This window comes from Streptomyces sp. NPDC001668, assembly GCF_042893155.1.
Taxonomy (GTDB): domain Bacteria; phylum Actinomycetota; class Actinomycetes; order Streptomycetales; family Streptomycetaceae; genus Streptomyces.
The window spans coordinates 128,280-142,792 of sequence record NZ_JBIAUQ010000018.1 but is presented as its reverse complement, the minus strand read 5'-3'; the positions used below and the strand labels follow the sequence as shown (position 1 = coordinate 142,792).

Annotated in this window: 16 protein-coding genes; 12 read left to right on the top strand and 4 right to left on the bottom strand. The window is 70.6% G+C overall.

From position 1 onward, the window contains the following. Positions 1–32: 32 nt before the first annotated feature. From ACFYZ8_RS38535 to ACFYZ8_RS38525, 3 genes are read right to left on the bottom strand one after another with little or no spacing between them, the layout of a single operon-like run. Positions 33–758, bottom strand: a complete 726-nt coding sequence (locus tag ACFYZ8_RS38535) for a metallophosphoesterase (RefSeq protein WP_388533347.1) — start codon at positions 756–758, stop codon at positions 33–35. Continuing rightward, the gene (locus ACFYZ8_RS38530) at positions 755–1,036 is read right to left on the bottom strand and encodes a BON domain-containing protein (protein ID WP_388533349.1); all 282 of its coding nucleotides are present in this window, start codon (positions 1,034–1,036) and stop codon (positions 755–757) included. Before ACFYZ8_RS38530 ends, ACFYZ8_RS38535 begins: the two co-directional genes overlap by 4 nt. Then, the gene (locus ACFYZ8_RS38525; RefSeq protein WP_388533351.1) at positions 1,033–1,716 is read right to left on the bottom strand and encodes a nucleotidyltransferase domain-containing protein; all 684 of its coding nucleotides are present in this window, start codon (positions 1,714–1,716) and stop codon (positions 1,033–1,035) included. Before ACFYZ8_RS38525 ends, ACFYZ8_RS38530 begins: the two co-directional genes overlap by 4 nt. A gap of 235 nt (positions 1,717–1,951) precedes the next feature. On the opposite strand from ACFYZ8_RS38525, the gene ACFYZ8_RS38520 reads away from it, so the two are divergent. Beyond that, positions 1,952–2,743 carry a hypothetical protein gene (locus ACFYZ8_RS38520; protein ID WP_388533353.1) on the top strand — a complete coding sequence of 264 codons (792 nt, stop codon included), beginning with the start codon at positions 1,952–1,954 and terminating at the stop codon, positions 2,741–2,743. Between the two features lie 47 nt (positions 2,744–2,790). After that, entirely contained in the window at positions 2,791–3,156 is a 366-nt protein-coding gene (locus ACFYZ8_RS38515; protein ID WP_359029075.1) for a hypothetical protein, read from the top strand. Between the two features lie 80 nt (positions 3,157–3,236). Here ACFYZ8_RS38515 and ACFYZ8_RS38510 read toward each other — a convergent pair whose 3' ends face one another. Continuing rightward, positions 3,237–3,854 carry an exonuclease domain-containing protein gene (locus tag ACFYZ8_RS38510; protein WP_388533356.1) on the bottom strand — a complete coding sequence of 206 codons (618 nt, stop codon included), beginning with the start codon at positions 3,852–3,854 and terminating at the stop codon, positions 3,237–3,239. 264 nt (positions 3,855–4,118) lie between these two features. Between ACFYZ8_RS38510 and ACFYZ8_RS38505 the strand changes: the two genes are divergently transcribed. From ACFYZ8_RS38505 to ACFYZ8_RS38460, 10 genes are all read left to right on the top strand, one after another. Continuing rightward, a complete protein-coding gene (locus ACFYZ8_RS38505) occupies positions 4,119–6,134 on the top strand; it encodes a DUF1996 domain-containing protein (RefSeq protein ID WP_388533795.1) in 2,016 nt (671 codons plus the stop codon). A gap of 194 nt (positions 6,135–6,328) precedes the next feature. Continuing rightward, on the top strand, positions 6,329–7,492 hold the full coding sequence (locus tag ACFYZ8_RS38500; RefSeq protein WP_388533359.1) for a serine hydrolase domain-containing protein: 1,164 nt from the start codon (positions 6,329–6,331) through the stop codon (positions 7,490–7,492). A 468-nt stretch (positions 7,493–7,960) separates the two neighbouring features. After that, positions 7,961–9,148: an ATP-binding protein gene (locus tag ACFYZ8_RS38495; protein ID WP_388533362.1), complete on the top strand. Its 1,188-nt coding sequence runs from the start codon at positions 7,961–7,963 to the stop codon at positions 9,146–9,148. Then, positions 9,145–9,546: a roadblock/LC7 domain-containing protein gene (locus ACFYZ8_RS38490; protein WP_069759829.1), complete on the top strand. Its 402-nt coding sequence runs from the start codon at positions 9,145–9,147 to the stop codon at positions 9,544–9,546. Before ACFYZ8_RS38495 ends, ACFYZ8_RS38490 begins: the two co-directional genes overlap by 4 nt. After that, positions 9,543–9,920, top strand: coding sequence for a DUF742 domain-containing protein (locus ACFYZ8_RS38485; protein ID WP_007386762.1), 378 nt, complete (start codon positions 9,543–9,545; stop codon positions 9,918–9,920). Before ACFYZ8_RS38490 ends, ACFYZ8_RS38485 begins: the two co-directional genes overlap by 4 nt. Further along, entirely contained in the window at positions 9,892–10,500 is a 609-nt protein-coding gene (locus ACFYZ8_RS38480; RefSeq protein ID WP_388533366.1) for an ATP/GTP-binding protein, read from the top strand. Before ACFYZ8_RS38485 ends, ACFYZ8_RS38480 begins: the two co-directional genes overlap by 29 nt. A 52-nt stretch (positions 10,501–10,552) precedes the next feature. Further along, on the top strand, positions 10,553–11,908 hold the full coding sequence (locus ACFYZ8_RS38475) for a cytochrome P450 (RefSeq protein ID WP_359029070.1): 1,356 nt from the start codon (positions 10,553–10,555) through the stop codon (positions 11,906–11,908). Between the two features lie 137 nt (positions 11,909–12,045). Then, positions 12,046–13,017 carry an aminoglycoside phosphotransferase family protein gene (locus ACFYZ8_RS38470; protein ID WP_359029069.1) on the top strand — a complete coding sequence of 324 codons (972 nt, stop codon included), beginning with the start codon at positions 12,046–12,048 and terminating at the stop codon, positions 13,015–13,017. Between the two features lie 63 nt (positions 13,018–13,080). Beyond that, positions 13,081–13,509: an OsmC family protein gene (locus ACFYZ8_RS38465; protein ID WP_359029068.1), complete on the top strand. Its 429-nt coding sequence runs from the start codon at positions 13,081–13,083 to the stop codon at positions 13,507–13,509. Between the two features lie 20 nt (positions 13,510–13,529). Beyond that, entirely contained in the window at positions 13,530–14,489 is a 960-nt protein-coding gene (locus ACFYZ8_RS38460) for a GlxA family transcriptional regulator (protein WP_388533370.1), read from the top strand. The last annotated feature ends 24 nt before the right edge of the window (positions 14,490–14,513 follow it).

Below are 14,513 nucleotides of genomic sequence, written 5' to 3'. Positions count from 1 at the left end.
GCGCGCCCCCTGGTCGGCTTGCGAAGGAACCGTCAGTCGGTGTGCAGGTGGTACACGTTGAAGGCCCGTCGGATCACCGGCTGGGCCACGTTCCGCACCCGCACGCCGCCGGCCGTCATCCCGTGCTCGGTGCCCGCGTGGGCGTGTCCGTGCACGCTCAGGTCGGCCCCCGCGGTGTCGATCGCCTCGGCCAGCAGATAGCTGCCGAGGAACGGATAGATCTCCGGCGGCTCACCGGCCAGGGTGTCGGCGACGGGGGAAAAGTGGGTGAGCGCCACCCGTGTCGCGCAGCCCTGCCGGTCCAGTTCCTCCAGCGCGGTGCGCAGCCCGTCCGCGCAGCGCCGTGAGTACCGTACGAACTCCTTCATCAGCGGCTCGCCGAACTCCCCGGCGCTGCGGCCCACGAACCCGCCGCCGAACCCCTTGGTGCCGGCGACACCCACGCGCGTGCCGCCGCACTCCACGACCGTCCCCTCGCCCTCCAGCACCCGCACACCGGCGTCCTCCAGGAGGGCGGTGACCTTCTCGGGCTGCTCGTCGTGGTGGTCGTGATTGCCCAGGACCGCCACGACCGGGACCGGGAGGTCCCGCACCTCCTGGGCGACCACCCGGGCCTCGTCCGGGGTGCCGTGCCGGGTGAGGTCCCCGGCCAGCAGCAGCAGGTCGGCGCAGTCGGACAGGGTCTCGAAGGCGGGACGCAGCACCCCCTGGCTCTCCGGGCCCATGTGGATGTCCCCCACGGCGCCGACACGGATCACGGCAGCTCCTCCGCATGATCGGGCGTGGCGTTGTCCGCCACCACCACGTCGGTGTGCACGGCGAGTCCGGCCAGCTCCTCGCGGACGGTGCGCAGCACGGTCTCCCGGCACTGCGCGGACGGCACCGTGCCGGTGACCACGACCGCCCCGGCCCGCACCTCGGCGCGGACTCCCAGCTCGCCGAGTTCCTCGGCGGCCAGCCGGTCGCGCAGGTGGGCGACGCGGTACTCGACGTTCTCCGCGGAGTGCTCCGCGTGCTGTCCCGGGGACCCGCTCATGGCCGTTCCTCCCTCGTCCTCGGCTCGATGACCTGAAGCCGTTCCAGGAAGTAGAAGAACGCGTCCGGCATCGGCGCGTCCCCGCAGCCCCGGCGTACGGCGTCCCAGTCGACCTTCTCCCGCAGCGCCCGGGCGATCGGCAGGACGGCCCCGAAGTCGCAGTGATGCTCGGAGAACGCGGACAGCAGGCTGTGCAGCAGATCCGTCGGGGACAGCACCGGCATGAACACCGAGTCGACCGAGAGTTCGTCGGCCCGCGCCAACAGTTCCCTGGTGACCGGCTGGTGCGCCAACTCGAAGATCAGGTCGACCTGCTGGCCCATGCAGTCGGCCTTCAGCAGCCAGTCCTCCGGGGGCGTCCGCACCTCGAGACCCGCTTCGCGGAGGGTCTCGGCGACGGACTGCGCGTCCTCGGGGAGGATGGCGAAGTCGACGTCGTGCTGGAGGTTCTGGGCGCCGCCATGGGCGTACACGGCGACGCTGCCCGCGAGCGCGAACGGGTGCCCTTCTCGTTTCAGGATCGCGCCGACCTGCTTGGCCGCCTCCAGGATCGCCTGGTTGCGGTCGACGGGCAGACTCGAGGCGAGCGCGTCGGCGGCGCCCCCTGTCGCTCCGGTCGCCAGTCGCAGTCCGGCGACGCCCCCGTGGCGGTCGACGTCGTCGTCGGCGTGCTGCGTCATCAGTGCCCCCTTCCTGGCCGGCCCGCACCGAGGGGCCGTGACGGGAGCCCCGAGTACCCGGAGCGACGGCTTCGACACGGCGGCGCTCCGGGGGCGGTGCGGGGGGTCGACCTTCATGAGCGTTCCAAGTGATTTCAGGCGGCGGCGGGCCTTGGGCAACCCGAGCACCAGAAGCGCCAAAGCTCTGGCAAAGGGGTCTGGGGCGACGGCCGGGCGCCGTGTCATCGTGCCTGCCATGTCGACTGATCACCTCACTCACGACCGGCCCGCGGACCCCCTGCGCCACGCGGCGAGCAAGGTGCCGGAGGTGACCGTCTACTTCTGGATCATCAAAGTGCTGACCACCGGGATGGGCGAGACGGCGTCGGACTGGCTCGCCCACCTCCTCGGCCCGATCCCGGCGGTCGGCCTCGGCGCAGTGGCCCTGGCGGCCGCGCTGACGGTGCAGTTCGCCGTCCGCCGTTACGTGGCCTGGATCTACTGGACGGCCGTGGTCATGGTCAGCGTGTTCGGCACGATGGCCGCCGACGTGCTGCATGTCGGCCTCGGCGTGCCGTACGCCCTCTCGACCCCGTTCTTCCTGGCCGCGCTCGCCACCGTCTTCGCCCTCTGGCACGGCAGCGAACGGACCCTGTCCATCCACAGCGTCCGCACCCGCCGCCGTGAGGTCTTCTACTGGGCCGCCGTCCTGGCCACCTTCGCCCTCGGCACCGCAGCCGGCGATCTCACGGCCACGCTCGGACTCGGCTACCTCGGCTCCGCCGTCCTGTACGCCGCCGCGATCGCCGTCCCGGGGCTCGCCCACCGCCGGGGCGGCGTGAACGCGGTGACGGCCTTCTGGTCCGCCTACGTCATCACCCGTCCCCTCGGCGCCTCGATCGCCGACTGGATGGCCGTCGGCCACAGCCGGGGCGGACTGAACCTGGGCCTCGGCCCGGTCACCCTGTCCTGGACCGTGGCCATCCTCGGCTTCGTCGGCTACCTGGCGGCTTCCCGGAGGGATGTGCGGGGGGCGGCCGTGCTCTGATACCGCAGGTCGCGTGGCTCTTCCCTGGCGGTCAGGAGGACATGCCCATGGGTGTTTACGTGTCGATCAGAGGGTGGCTGGAGTGCGACCAGACGCAACTCGCCGCCGTTCAGGAGATCATCTCCTCACACGAGGACAACCACTACACCAACGGATGGGGCTCACCGCGCCGACACGTGAACTGGAGGTACTACGCCTTCTACGGCGCGGACATCCGTGAGTCGGCCATGGACTGGTTCACCGCCCAGATCAGGGAAATCGCCCGAATCCCCCCTTCCGACGATGACGGAGACTTCGTCCAGGGCCTGTTCCTTGTCAGCCACGAAGTCGAGGGGGCGGCCGAATGGCAGGTGCGCGAGGGCCGGCTCTTCGTCATGCCGGCCGACATCAGACACCGTTACCTCGACGAATAGCGCCTCATTCCTGGCCGACCATGAACCCGTGGCGGTCGGGCCCGCGTTGACCGTCCGGGGCGCGCACCGCGTGGCCGACCTCACGCAGATCTGCTGCGGCGACCCGGCAGGTCCGGCTTTCCGGTATCCGTGAGCGCGGGCCAGCCTCCCCGCCCCGCCAGATGCAGCACCAGGGCCGCGATGTTCCACGCGTCGTCCTCGCCGCGATGGTGGCGGCCTTCGAGAGGAAGCCCGGCGATGGCGAGTGCCTGTGCCATCCCGGGGCGCTTGCGCAGGCCGTGCACCTCGGTGAAGACCGCCTTGGCGTTGGTGTGGCGGCGGCCGAAGGGGTACGGCGTCCTCGTGGCCCCGCACTGCCGGGTGAACTGGTGACGGTCGTAGTCGCCCCAACTCGCCCACGGGCGCGCACCGGAGGCGTGTTCGCGGGCCAGCAGTCGGCAGGCCTTCCCGAAGGGCAGTCCCCCGTCGACCTCTTCCTGGGTGAGGCCGGTCAACTCCGTGCAGAAGGCGCTGACTTCGGAGCGTGCGGGACGTACGAGGATCCGGTGCCGCCCGACGCGCTCGGCGGTGGACAGATCCACCACCGTCAGCCCGATCTCGACGATCTCGCTGACCGAGCCCGGGGGAGGGGAGCCGGGCCAGCACGTGGCTTCGACGTCCACGACGTTCAGGAGGCGTTCGGGGCCTGGGCCGTTCATGTCGAGAACCGTAGGGGTGCGGATACCGGTGAGTCACCTCGTTTTCCCTGCGCAGAGGGTCGAAAGGGGGTGGTGGAACTCGGTGTTCAGTATGAGAGTGCTGTGAATTTCCGAGTCGGTTGAACACGGGGAGCCCGCCGTCCGTATGGGGCGGGGGATTTGCATGCCCGGAGAGCCGACACTTGCAGGAGTATTTCCGTGGGACGCAGCAATCGCAGACGACCGACCGGCGCACGACGTGCGACCTTCGCCGCAGTGGCCCTGATGCTCGGGGGTGGTGGCCTGGTCGCGGCGAACGTGTACGCCTCCGCCACGGAGAGCGGCACGCCGCAGCAGACGTCGTGGGGATCCGTCACGATCGACTGCCCGGACGTCGGGGACAGGCTCACCAGCGTGCCCGACGCGTCGAGGGCGGACGTCGACAAGGAACTCGCCCTGCTGGACCAGCAGGTGGCCGAGGCCTACCAGCAGCTCCAGGACCCGTCGGTGACGGACCAGGAGTCCGCGCAGAGCCGTATCGTCGACCCGCTGCAGGAGAACCGCGCCGCCACGATCGAGCGCATCACCGCCGCCCTCCAGGGCGCGGGGGGACAGCCGGACGGCCTCGGTGACATGGCCGGCTGCACCCTGCGCCAGACCGAGAACCAGAACGGCGACGGCCAGGACCAGGGCGGCGACCAACAGGGCGACGGTCAACAAGGGGACGGTCAGGACCAGCAGGGCCAGAACCAGGACGGTCAGGGCGACGGTCAGGACCAGGGCGGCCAGCAGCAGGGCAACGGCGGCCAGGCCGGCAACGGCCCCGTGGCCGCCGACTACGCCGACATCAACAGTGCTCCACCCGCCGCACAGGCGCCGCCGGCTCAGGGCGACGCCTCCCGCGGCACCTTCGTCACCAGCTGCGGTGTGAACGCGAACGGCCTGTTCAACTCGGACAACGTCATCGTGGCCCCGGGTGTCTCCAACGGCGCCCACCACTTCCACGACTACGTCGGCAACCAGTCCAACACGGCCTTCGCCAGCGACCAGGACCTCGCCGACGCCGAGACGAGCTGTGCCGACCAGGGCGACAAGTCCACGTACTACTGGCCCGTGATCCGGCTCCAGAACGGCACGCAGGAACAGGACGCCGCCAAGCCCGGCGGCGGCATCGAGGGCAACGCCGGCCAGATCGTCACGCCGAAGGAGGTGACGCTGACGTTCGTGGGCAACCCCCGCGGCAAGGTCACCGCGATGCCTCGGCTGCTGCGCATCATCACTGGTGACGCCAAGGCCTTCGTCAACGGCACCGCCAACGCCAACGCGTCCTGGAGCTGCACCGGGTTCGAGGACCGGCAGCTGAAGGACAAGTACCCGCTGTGCCCGCAGGGCAGTGACGTGGTGCGCACCTTCAAGTTCCAGAGCTGCTGGGACGGCCGCAACATCGACAGCGCCAACCACCGCACCCACGTGGCGTTCGCCCGGAACGACGGCACCTGCCCGGACGGCTTCGAGGCCATCCCGCAGCTGGTCCAGCGGATCGTCTACGACGTCGACGCGCCGAGCCTGAACGACGGCGGCCGCACGACTCCGCTGTTCGCGGTCGACTCCTTCCCGGAGCAGCTCCACAAGCCCGTCACCGACCACGGCGACTTCATCAACGTCTTCGACGAGAACCTGATGAACGAGATGGTCGGCTGCATCAACGACGGTCGCCAGTGCGGCGCGGGCACCGGCCAGGACGACCCGGGCAACGGCGACAACGGCAACGGCGACGGCGGCGACAACGGCAACGCCGGCGGGGGCGACGGCAACGGCGCCACCCAGGACCCCGGCGCCACCCAGAGCCCCGGCGACGGCAACGGCAACGGCGACGACAACGGCTCCGAGGACAACCCCAACCCCGGAAACGGTGACGAACCGCAGCAGCAGCCGACGCCGACCACTGAAGCCCCCGCCGACGACCAGACGACCGCCCCCGCCGACAACGAGCCGAAGACCTACAGCTCCCCCACCGCCCACAGCACGACGGCGCCGTCACCCGGGGCGGGGACCGGCAACGGCAACGGCACCGGGAACGGCGACGGCACCGGAGACAACCAGGCGAACCAGCCCGACCCGCAGGACGACACCGCCACCGACGCCGTCGCCCAGCCCCCGGTCGCCGCACAGCCCGAACCCCAGGGCAGTCAGAGCAGCCTCGCCGAGACCGGCACCCAGCTGTGGCCCGCCGCACTCGGCGCGATCCTCCTGATCTCCGGCTTCGTTCTGCTACGACGCACCAGCCGCCGCTCGATGTGACACCGACCGGCACGAGCCAGACGTAGGGGTGGCTGCCCGCCGTGCGACTCCACGGGCGGGCAGCCACCTCTGCGGGTGGGCACGGTCCCCGTGAGCGGGTATCCCTGGTCCGTTTGCGGCAGCGCGGGAAGCAGGGGATCGTGAATCGAGGTGAGCCTTGACGGGTCATGACGTCGCCACCTCCGGGAGCCCGCATGCCTCTGCGCCGAAGCCGCCTCAGAGCGGTGTCCGTCCTCGCGGTCTGTCTCGCCGCGCTGACCCCGGCCACGGCCGGGGCGGCCGCCGACCCGTCCGGCCGTCAGGCGCTCCAGCGTCAGCTCGAGGACTTCGTGCACCGTCCCGGCGGCCCGCCCGGGGCCATCGCCGTCCTGCGGACCGAGAAGGGGACCCGTGTCGTGCGCGCCGGCGTCGCCGACATCCGCACCGGCCGCCCGCCCCACGCCGACGACCACATGCGCATCGCGAGCACGGCCAAGGCCTTCAGCGGGGCGGTGGCCCTCACTCTGATCGACCACCGCGCCCTGCGCCTGGACGACACCCTGGGCAAGCGGCTTCCCCAACTCCCCGACGCCTGGGCTTCGGTGACGCTTCGTCAACTCCTGAACCACACCAGTGGTCTGCCGGACTACTCCCGCAGCGAGGGGTTCCTCGACGAGCTGCGGGCCGACCCGCACCACCAGTTCGACTCCCGGCGCCTGCTCGACTACGTCGCCGGCCGGCCCCTGCTCTTCGAGCCGGGCACGCAGTACCGGTACTCGAACTCGGACAACATCGCCGTAGCGCTCATGGCGGAGGCGGCCACCCACACGCCGTACGAAGAGCTGCTGCGCAGACTCGTGTACGCGCCGCTGGGGCTGCACTCCACCAGCCTTCCGCAGGGCTACCGGATGCCGAAGCCCTATCTGCACGGCTACGACGTGAACCCGTCCGCGCCGCCGGAGGACGTCAGTGAGGTCATCGGCATGTCGGGTGTCTGGGCGTCCGGAGGCATCGTCTCCACGCCGGCCGACATGACCCGCTTCATCCGCGGCTACGCGAGCGGGCGGCTGTACGACAGGAAGGTCGTCGAGCAGCAGCGGCAGTGGGTCGAGGGCGCCTCCGAGCCCGCCGGGCCGGGCCGCAACTCCGCTGGTCTGGCAGTCTTCCGCTACCGGACGCGGTGCGGAACCGTCCTGGGCCACACCGGCAACACGCTCGGTTACACCCAGCTGATCGCGGCCACTCCCGACGGCCGCCGCTCACTGACCTTCTCGGTGACCTCCCAGATCACCCAGTCGTCCGACGCGGAAATGCTGCGGAGAATGCGCGCACTCCAGGAGAACTTCGTCTGCGCATTGCTGCGCGGCAAAGGCGAATAACAGCCCTGTCCGGCCGTAGGAAAATCAACTCACCACGTCGATGCGCTCGTTCCCCGAGCCGTCTCCGGATGCGTCCGACCGGACTCCACCGTGTGCAGGCCGGTCTCGGGCCGGCCGCTCTCGATCGGTTGCACCCCGCCCGGGACGAAGCGTTCTCAACGCCTTGGTAGGCTGCGCGCGTTGATCATGGAGCGGTAGCCGCCCATGGGGCCTTTGCGGGATCTTTGTGGAGAGTCGTCAAGTGGGGCTTGTGATACGCCTGTTGACACTGAGGCTGCTGATAAGATCATTACACTTTTCAGTAGGCTGATGACGCGTCATACGCGCGTACGGGGGACAGCCAAAACGGCCCCATCGTGAAGGAGTGACGGTTGGTCCGCCGGTAGGTCCGCGCCACACGGCGCCGGGCACTCCGGGGGTCCCATGCACGGTCAGTCTCCCGACGCGAGGCGACTTGAAGAGAGTCTCATGACGTCATTGTTCGAAGATCCACTCCTGTGGGTCCTGCTCGTGGTACTCATCGCTGCGGTTTTCGCAGTGATGCGCGCACGGAGAACCAACATCCAGCTCCGCGCGAACAACAACAAACTGCACGGCGACATGGCGAGTGTGCGAGGTCAGCTCGCCGAGCTCCAGACGACCTACTCGTCGGTGAGCGCCCGGCACGCCGCGGATCTGGAAGAGGTGCGCAAGGACGCCGAGTCGGCGACCAAGGCGACGCTGAAGTCGGCCGTCGGTACCCTGGCCACCCTCGCCGAGGAGCAGCTGTCCCTGCTCGACGGACTCCAGCAGAAGTACGGCGACGACCACGCGGTCCTCGCCGACCTGATGCTGGTCGACCACACCGGCAGCCAGTTCAGCCGCCGTACCAAGGGCATCTCGGTGCTCTGCGGCGGCTGGCTCGGCCGACGCGACCGGGACGCCTCGGTCTACGACGTCGCCCGCAGCGCCCAGGGCCGGATCCGCGACTTCGAGCGGGTCAAGGTCCACTCGCAGGCCAGCGTCGCCATCACCAGCCGGGCGGTCGAACCGGTCGCCATGGTCCTGGCCGAACTCCTGGACAACGCCACCAAGTACAGCGCCCCCGGCACCCCCGTCGAGATCAACATCCAGGCCGTCCCCACCGGGATCTGCCTGATCGTCGACGACGCCGGCCTCGGCATGGACCAGGAGACCAAGGCCCGCGCCGCGTCCCTGCTCACCAGCGGCGGGTCCGTGGACATCACCAGCCTCGGCGACCCGCCCAAGTTCGGCTTCGCCCTCTCCGGGAAGCTCGCCGCCCACTACGGGTTCCACGTCTCGGTCGACGCCGTCTCCCCCTACGGCGGTGTGCGTGCCGTGATCCGGGTGCCGGAGAACCTCCTGACGGCGGACGTGCCCGCACCCGCACCCGTCGAACTCGACGACCACGAGGGCGAGTCCGCCGCGGCCAAGCCGACCCCGGTCGCCTCCCTCGTCGTCGGACAGACCGCCGGAGGTCTGCCCAAGCGCCGCCGGCGCCGCAACGGCACTGTCTCCGTGGTGGCCACACCCGGCGTGGACGTACCCGATCTGGACGCGGCCGGCGAGGAGACCGCCTCGCGGCTCAAGGCATTCGCTCGCGGAACCGTGATCGGGCGGGACTCGGACAACACGGAAGGACCTCAGAACCAGTGAATCCCGACCTGTCGTGGGTGCTGAACGACGTGCTCGAGGTGCGCGGAGCACGCCACGCCATCCTCGTCTCGGCGGACGGCCTGCTGATGCAGCGCTCCGACGGCATCGTCCGTGACGACGCCGAGCGGAACGCCGCCGCGATGAGCTCCCTGCAGTCCCTGTGCCGCAGCGTCGCCCCCTTCGTGGGCGGCGGCAGGGGCCTGTGGAAGCAGACGCTGATCGAGTTCGACGGCGGATGGATCTTTCTCATCGCCGGGGGCAGCGGCTCCTACCTCGCCGTCTCGACCGCTCTGGACGTCGACATGGAGGCCATGTCGATCCGGATGCAGAAGACGGTGGGCGCGCTGACCAAGGCGATGAGCGCCACGCCGCGCCAGAACACCGGCGTAGACGCATGACCTGGCCAGGCGAGGACGCTCCGGTAACCAGCGACTTCGTCCGCTCCTACGTCATCACGGGCGGCCGTCGTCTCCCCTCCGACGACGACCTGGCCCTGCACACGCTGGTGTGCCTGGCCCCCGACCGGACCCTGCCGCTCGGGGCCGGCCCCGAGGTGCGGGCCATCTGGGAGCTCTGTTCGGGCGGCTATCTGTCGGTCGCCGAAGTCGCCGGACATCTGGGACTGCCCGTGGGGGTGGCCCGACTGCTGCTGTCCGATTTATTCGAACAGGGGCACCTCCTGCGCCGCGCTGAACCGGCCCCCGCCCAGCACGTTCCCCGAGCGATACTCGAGAAGGTTCTGCATGGACTCGAAACCCTCAACATCGGCTGACCCCGGGGCGAACGGCTCCATCTACGTGTCCGCCGAGGTGACCACCGCCGCGAAGATCCTGGTGGTCGGGCACTTCGCCGTGGGCAAGACCACCTTCATCGGGTCCCTGTCGGAGATCACTCCGCTGCGCACCGAGGAGAAGATGACGCAGGCGTCCATGCACGTCGACGACCTGCGCGGGGCGCCGGAGAAGGCGACCACCACCGTGGCGCTGGACTTCGGCCGGCTGACCCTGAGCGACGAGCTGGTGCTGTACCTGTTCGGCACCCCCGGACAGCAGCGCTTCATGCAGCTGTGGGAGGACATGGCCCGTGGCGCGCTCGGCGCCCTGCTGCTGGTCGACCCCTCGCGTCTTGAGGAGACGTTCCCGGTCATCGACCTGATCGACGAGTACGGCCTCGAGTACGCGATCGCCGTCAACACCTTCTCGCAGACCAGCCACTTCGAGGAGGCGGAGATCCGCGAAGCCCTCGACCTGCTTCCGGACACCCCCGTCATCTACTGCGACGCCCGCGACCAGCGCTCCTCCGCCCGCGCCCTGATCGCCCTCGTGCGTCACCTGCTCGACCGCGCCGCCTGAACCACCACCCCCCGCCCGGACCGCGCGGTCCGGGCCACCAAAGGACACAGACATGGACGTTCACGACACGGCCGCCACCGGTGCGGCCAGATGCCCCATGTACGACGGCTCCTTCGCCGCGGACCCGCAGAAGGTCTACGAGTACCTGCGGGCGCACGGCCCGGCCGGCCCGGTCGAACTGGCCCCCGGTGTCGACGCCACCCTCGTCGTCGACCACGAGACCGCCCTGCGCGTGCTCCAGAACCCCAACCTGTTCGCGCGTGACGGCCGCCGCTGGACCGCCCTCAACGACGGGCGCGTCCCTCTCGACAGCCCCGTCCTGCCGATGATGGCGTACCGCCCCAACTGCCTGTTCACCGACGGTGCCCAGCACCTCAGGCTGCGCAAGGCGGTCACCGAGAGCCTCGACCGCCTCAATGTCACGCGGATCCGCCGCGACGTCGAGCCGATCGCCGCCTACCTCATCGACCAGTTCAGCGAGCGCGGCCGGGCCGACCTGATCAACGACTACGCCAAGCTGCTGCCGATGCTGCTGATCAACAAGCTCTTCGGCTGCCCCGCGGCCATCGGCGACCGGGTCACCAGCGCGATGGCCGACATGTTCGACGGCAAGGACGCGCTGAAGGCCAGCGACGAACTCACCGCCTGCTTCATGGAGCTCATCACCCTCAAGCGCCGCGAACCCGGCGACGACATCACCTCCTGGCTCGTCCAGCACTCCGCCGGTCTCACCGACGAGGAGCTCAAGGACCAGCTGGTGATGCTGATCGGCGCGGGGGTGGAGCCCACGCGCAACCTCATCGCCAACTCCCTGCTCCTGCTCCTCGGTCCCGAGGGCGAGGACGGCCCGAGCATGCAGATCGAGGACGCCCTCGACCACGTCCTGCTCAACAACCCGCCCATCGCCAACTACGCGACGCACTTCCCGGTGCAGGACGTCGACCTCGGCGGAGTCGTGGTTCAGGCGAACTCCCCGCTGGTCATCAGCTTCGCCGGAGCCAACAGCGACCCGGTCCTCACCGAGTCGGGCCAGGCCCACAGCCGCGGCGCCCACCTGGCCTGGGGTGCGGGCCCGCACGCCTGCCCGGCCAAGAGCCCGGCCCAGGTCATGGCGGTCACCGCCATCGAGCAGATCCTCAACGCCCTGCCCGACCTCGTCCTGAGCGTCCCGGCCCAGGAACTGCAGTGGCGTCCGGGCCCGTTCCACCGTGCCCTGGCCACCCTGCCCGTCCAGTTCACCCCCACCCCGGCCACCCGGATGGCATCGGCGTACGGCACCGCCACCGCGTCCCGCCCCACCGTCGTCCAGCAGCCCGCCCCCGCGGGACGCGTCCCCGGCCCCGCGGGCCCGAAGCCGCCGGCCAAGAAGGGCTTCTGGAGCAGCTTCCTCGAGATCTTCCGTGTGTGACGGCTTAGCACCGCCCGGCCGGTGCCGGAGAGTGGACTGGCGGTTCCCCAAGTCCTCTCTCCGGCACCGTTGTTCGTTCGAGGCGTGGATCGCCTGGCACAGCCGCCCGTCAACCGGGCGAAGAAGGGGAGAGACGCATGGGTGACACGGGTGGACTCATCGCGGACGCCTACGGGCTCGGCGCAGCGGCCTGGACGATGACGCCCGTCGCCCGCGGCGCCCTGGGGCAGATCTGGAAGCTGTCCGGGAACGGCACCGCGTGGGCGGTGAAGGAACTGCTCTTCGAGAAGGACCAGCCGGACGTCCGCGCCGAGTCCGCACTGCGGGACGCGGCGGAGACGCTGGGCATTGCCGCGCCCCGGCTCATGCCCGACCGCACCGGCGCCCATGTCGTACGGCTCCCCGGGGGTTCTTGGGCCAAGCTGTACGACTGGGTCGACGGCACCGCGGCCGACCCGTCGGACCCGCGGATCCTGAGCTGGTGCGGCCGTACGCTCGCCATCCTGCACACGGCGGGACAGGGCGCGACCGGGACCCCGAGCGGCTGGTACGAACGGTGCAACCCGGCTTCCGACTGGGCCGGACTGCTCGCGCAGGTCGAACGGGCCGGACTGCCCTGGGCGGGCGAGCTGGCCCGGTTCGTCGCCACGACGGCCGTCGAGCTGGCCCGGCATGTCTCGCCGTCGTCCCCCGCCGACGTGGTGACCTCCCATCTCGACATGCGGCCGCAGAACGTCCTGGTCGGCCCGGACGGGCCGGTCCTGCTCGACTGGGACAACGCCGGGCCCGTCTCGGCGGAGCGTGAACTCGCACGGGCCGTGTACGTGTGGTCGGGCGGCAACCTCTTCGACGTGGAGGCGGCACGGCTCATGGTGCGTGCCTACCGGGACGCCGGAGGCCGGGCGACGGTCAGGGGCCTGGACGCCTTCTCGATGCTGTTCGCGACAGACCTCAACTACGTGTACGTACAGGCCTCTTGCGCGGTCGATCCGACGGTGACCGCCGAGCAGCGCGCGTTCGGCAGCCGTGAGGCCGTGGCCAAGCTGCGCAGCCTGCCCGAGGTCGCCGCCGTCGCGCGGCTGACGGAGGCGCTGGAGGGGGAGTGGTGACGTGCGGTCCGCGGCGAAGCCATCCCGCGCCCCGGGGCACGGCCTGGCACTAATGTCCTCGGCATGAGCGAAAACTCCGCGCGGTCCGTCACCGTCGAGCGCACCGGCACCGGTCACTTCGTCGCCACCAACGTCCGGGGCGGCACGATCAGCTTCGGCACCGGCTCCGACAGCGAGTTCACCCCCGTCGAACTGCTCCTCGCCGCCCTCGGCGGCTGCACGGCGGTGGACGTCGACCTCGCCACCAGCCGTCACGCCGAACCCGCCTCCTTCTCCGTCGAGGTGAGCGGAAACAAGGTCGCCGACGAGCTCGGCAACCGGCTGACCGACCTCGCGGTCACCTTCACCGTCACCTTCCCGGACGGCGAGGGCGCGGACCGGGCCCGCACGATCCTGCCCCGGGCGGTGAAGACCTCCCACGACCGCCTGTGCACCGTGAGCCGCACGGTCGAGATCGGCACGCCCGTGACCGCGACCGTGGCCGACGCCTGACCTCTGCGTAGCCTGTCCCCGTGTCCGCCGCCTCCCGCCTTCGCCGCGTCGCCGTCCTCGTCCTCGAAGGCGCGAAGCCCCTGGACGTCGGGATCCCCGCACAGGTCTTCACCACACGCGCGAGCATGCCGTACGAGGTACGGCTGTGCGGCGCGGCCCCGGGGCTCGTGAGCGGCGGGGACGGGCTGTCGTACCACGTCGCCCACGGCCTGGAGGCGCTCGCGTGGGCGGACCTCGTGTTCATCCCCGGCTACCGGTTCCCGGACCGCGAGGACCCGCCACCGGCCGTCGTCGAGGCGCTGGTCGCCGCCCATGACCGGGGCGCGCGGCTCGCCGCCATCTCGACCGGCGCCTTCGCACTGGCCGCGACCGGCCTGCTCGACGGCCGGCGCGCCACGACCCACTGGCACTACACGAGGGCGCTGGCGGCGAGGCATCCCCTCGTCCGGGTCGACGAGAACGTCCTGTTCGTCGACGAGGGCAGCGTGCTCACCTCGGCGGGCGCCGCCTCCGGAATCGACCTGTGCCTGCACATCCTGCGCGGTGACCTCGGGGTCGCCGCCTCCAACCACGCGGCCCGGCGCCTGGTCGCGGCCCCCTACCGCAGCGGCGGTCAGGCGCAGTACGTGCCGCGCAGCGTGCCCGAGCCGCTCGGGGAGCGCTTCGCCGCCACCCGGGAATGGGCCCTGCACAGGCTCGACGAACCCCTCACCCTCGACATCCTGGCGCGGCAGGCCGCGGTCTCGCCGCGCACGTTCTCCCGCCGGTTCGTCGAGGAGACCGGATACACACCGATGCAGTGGGTCATGCGCGCCCGTATCGACATGGCCCGCGAGCTGCTGGAGCGGTCGGAGCGCGGCGTCGAGCAGATCGCCACCGACGTGGGGCTCGGGACCGGCGCGAATCTGCGCCTGCACTTCCAGCGGATCCTGGGGACGACACCGAGCGAGTACCGGCGCACGTTCACCCGCGGTGAGTGACCCGCCCACCCGCCTGGCGCGATC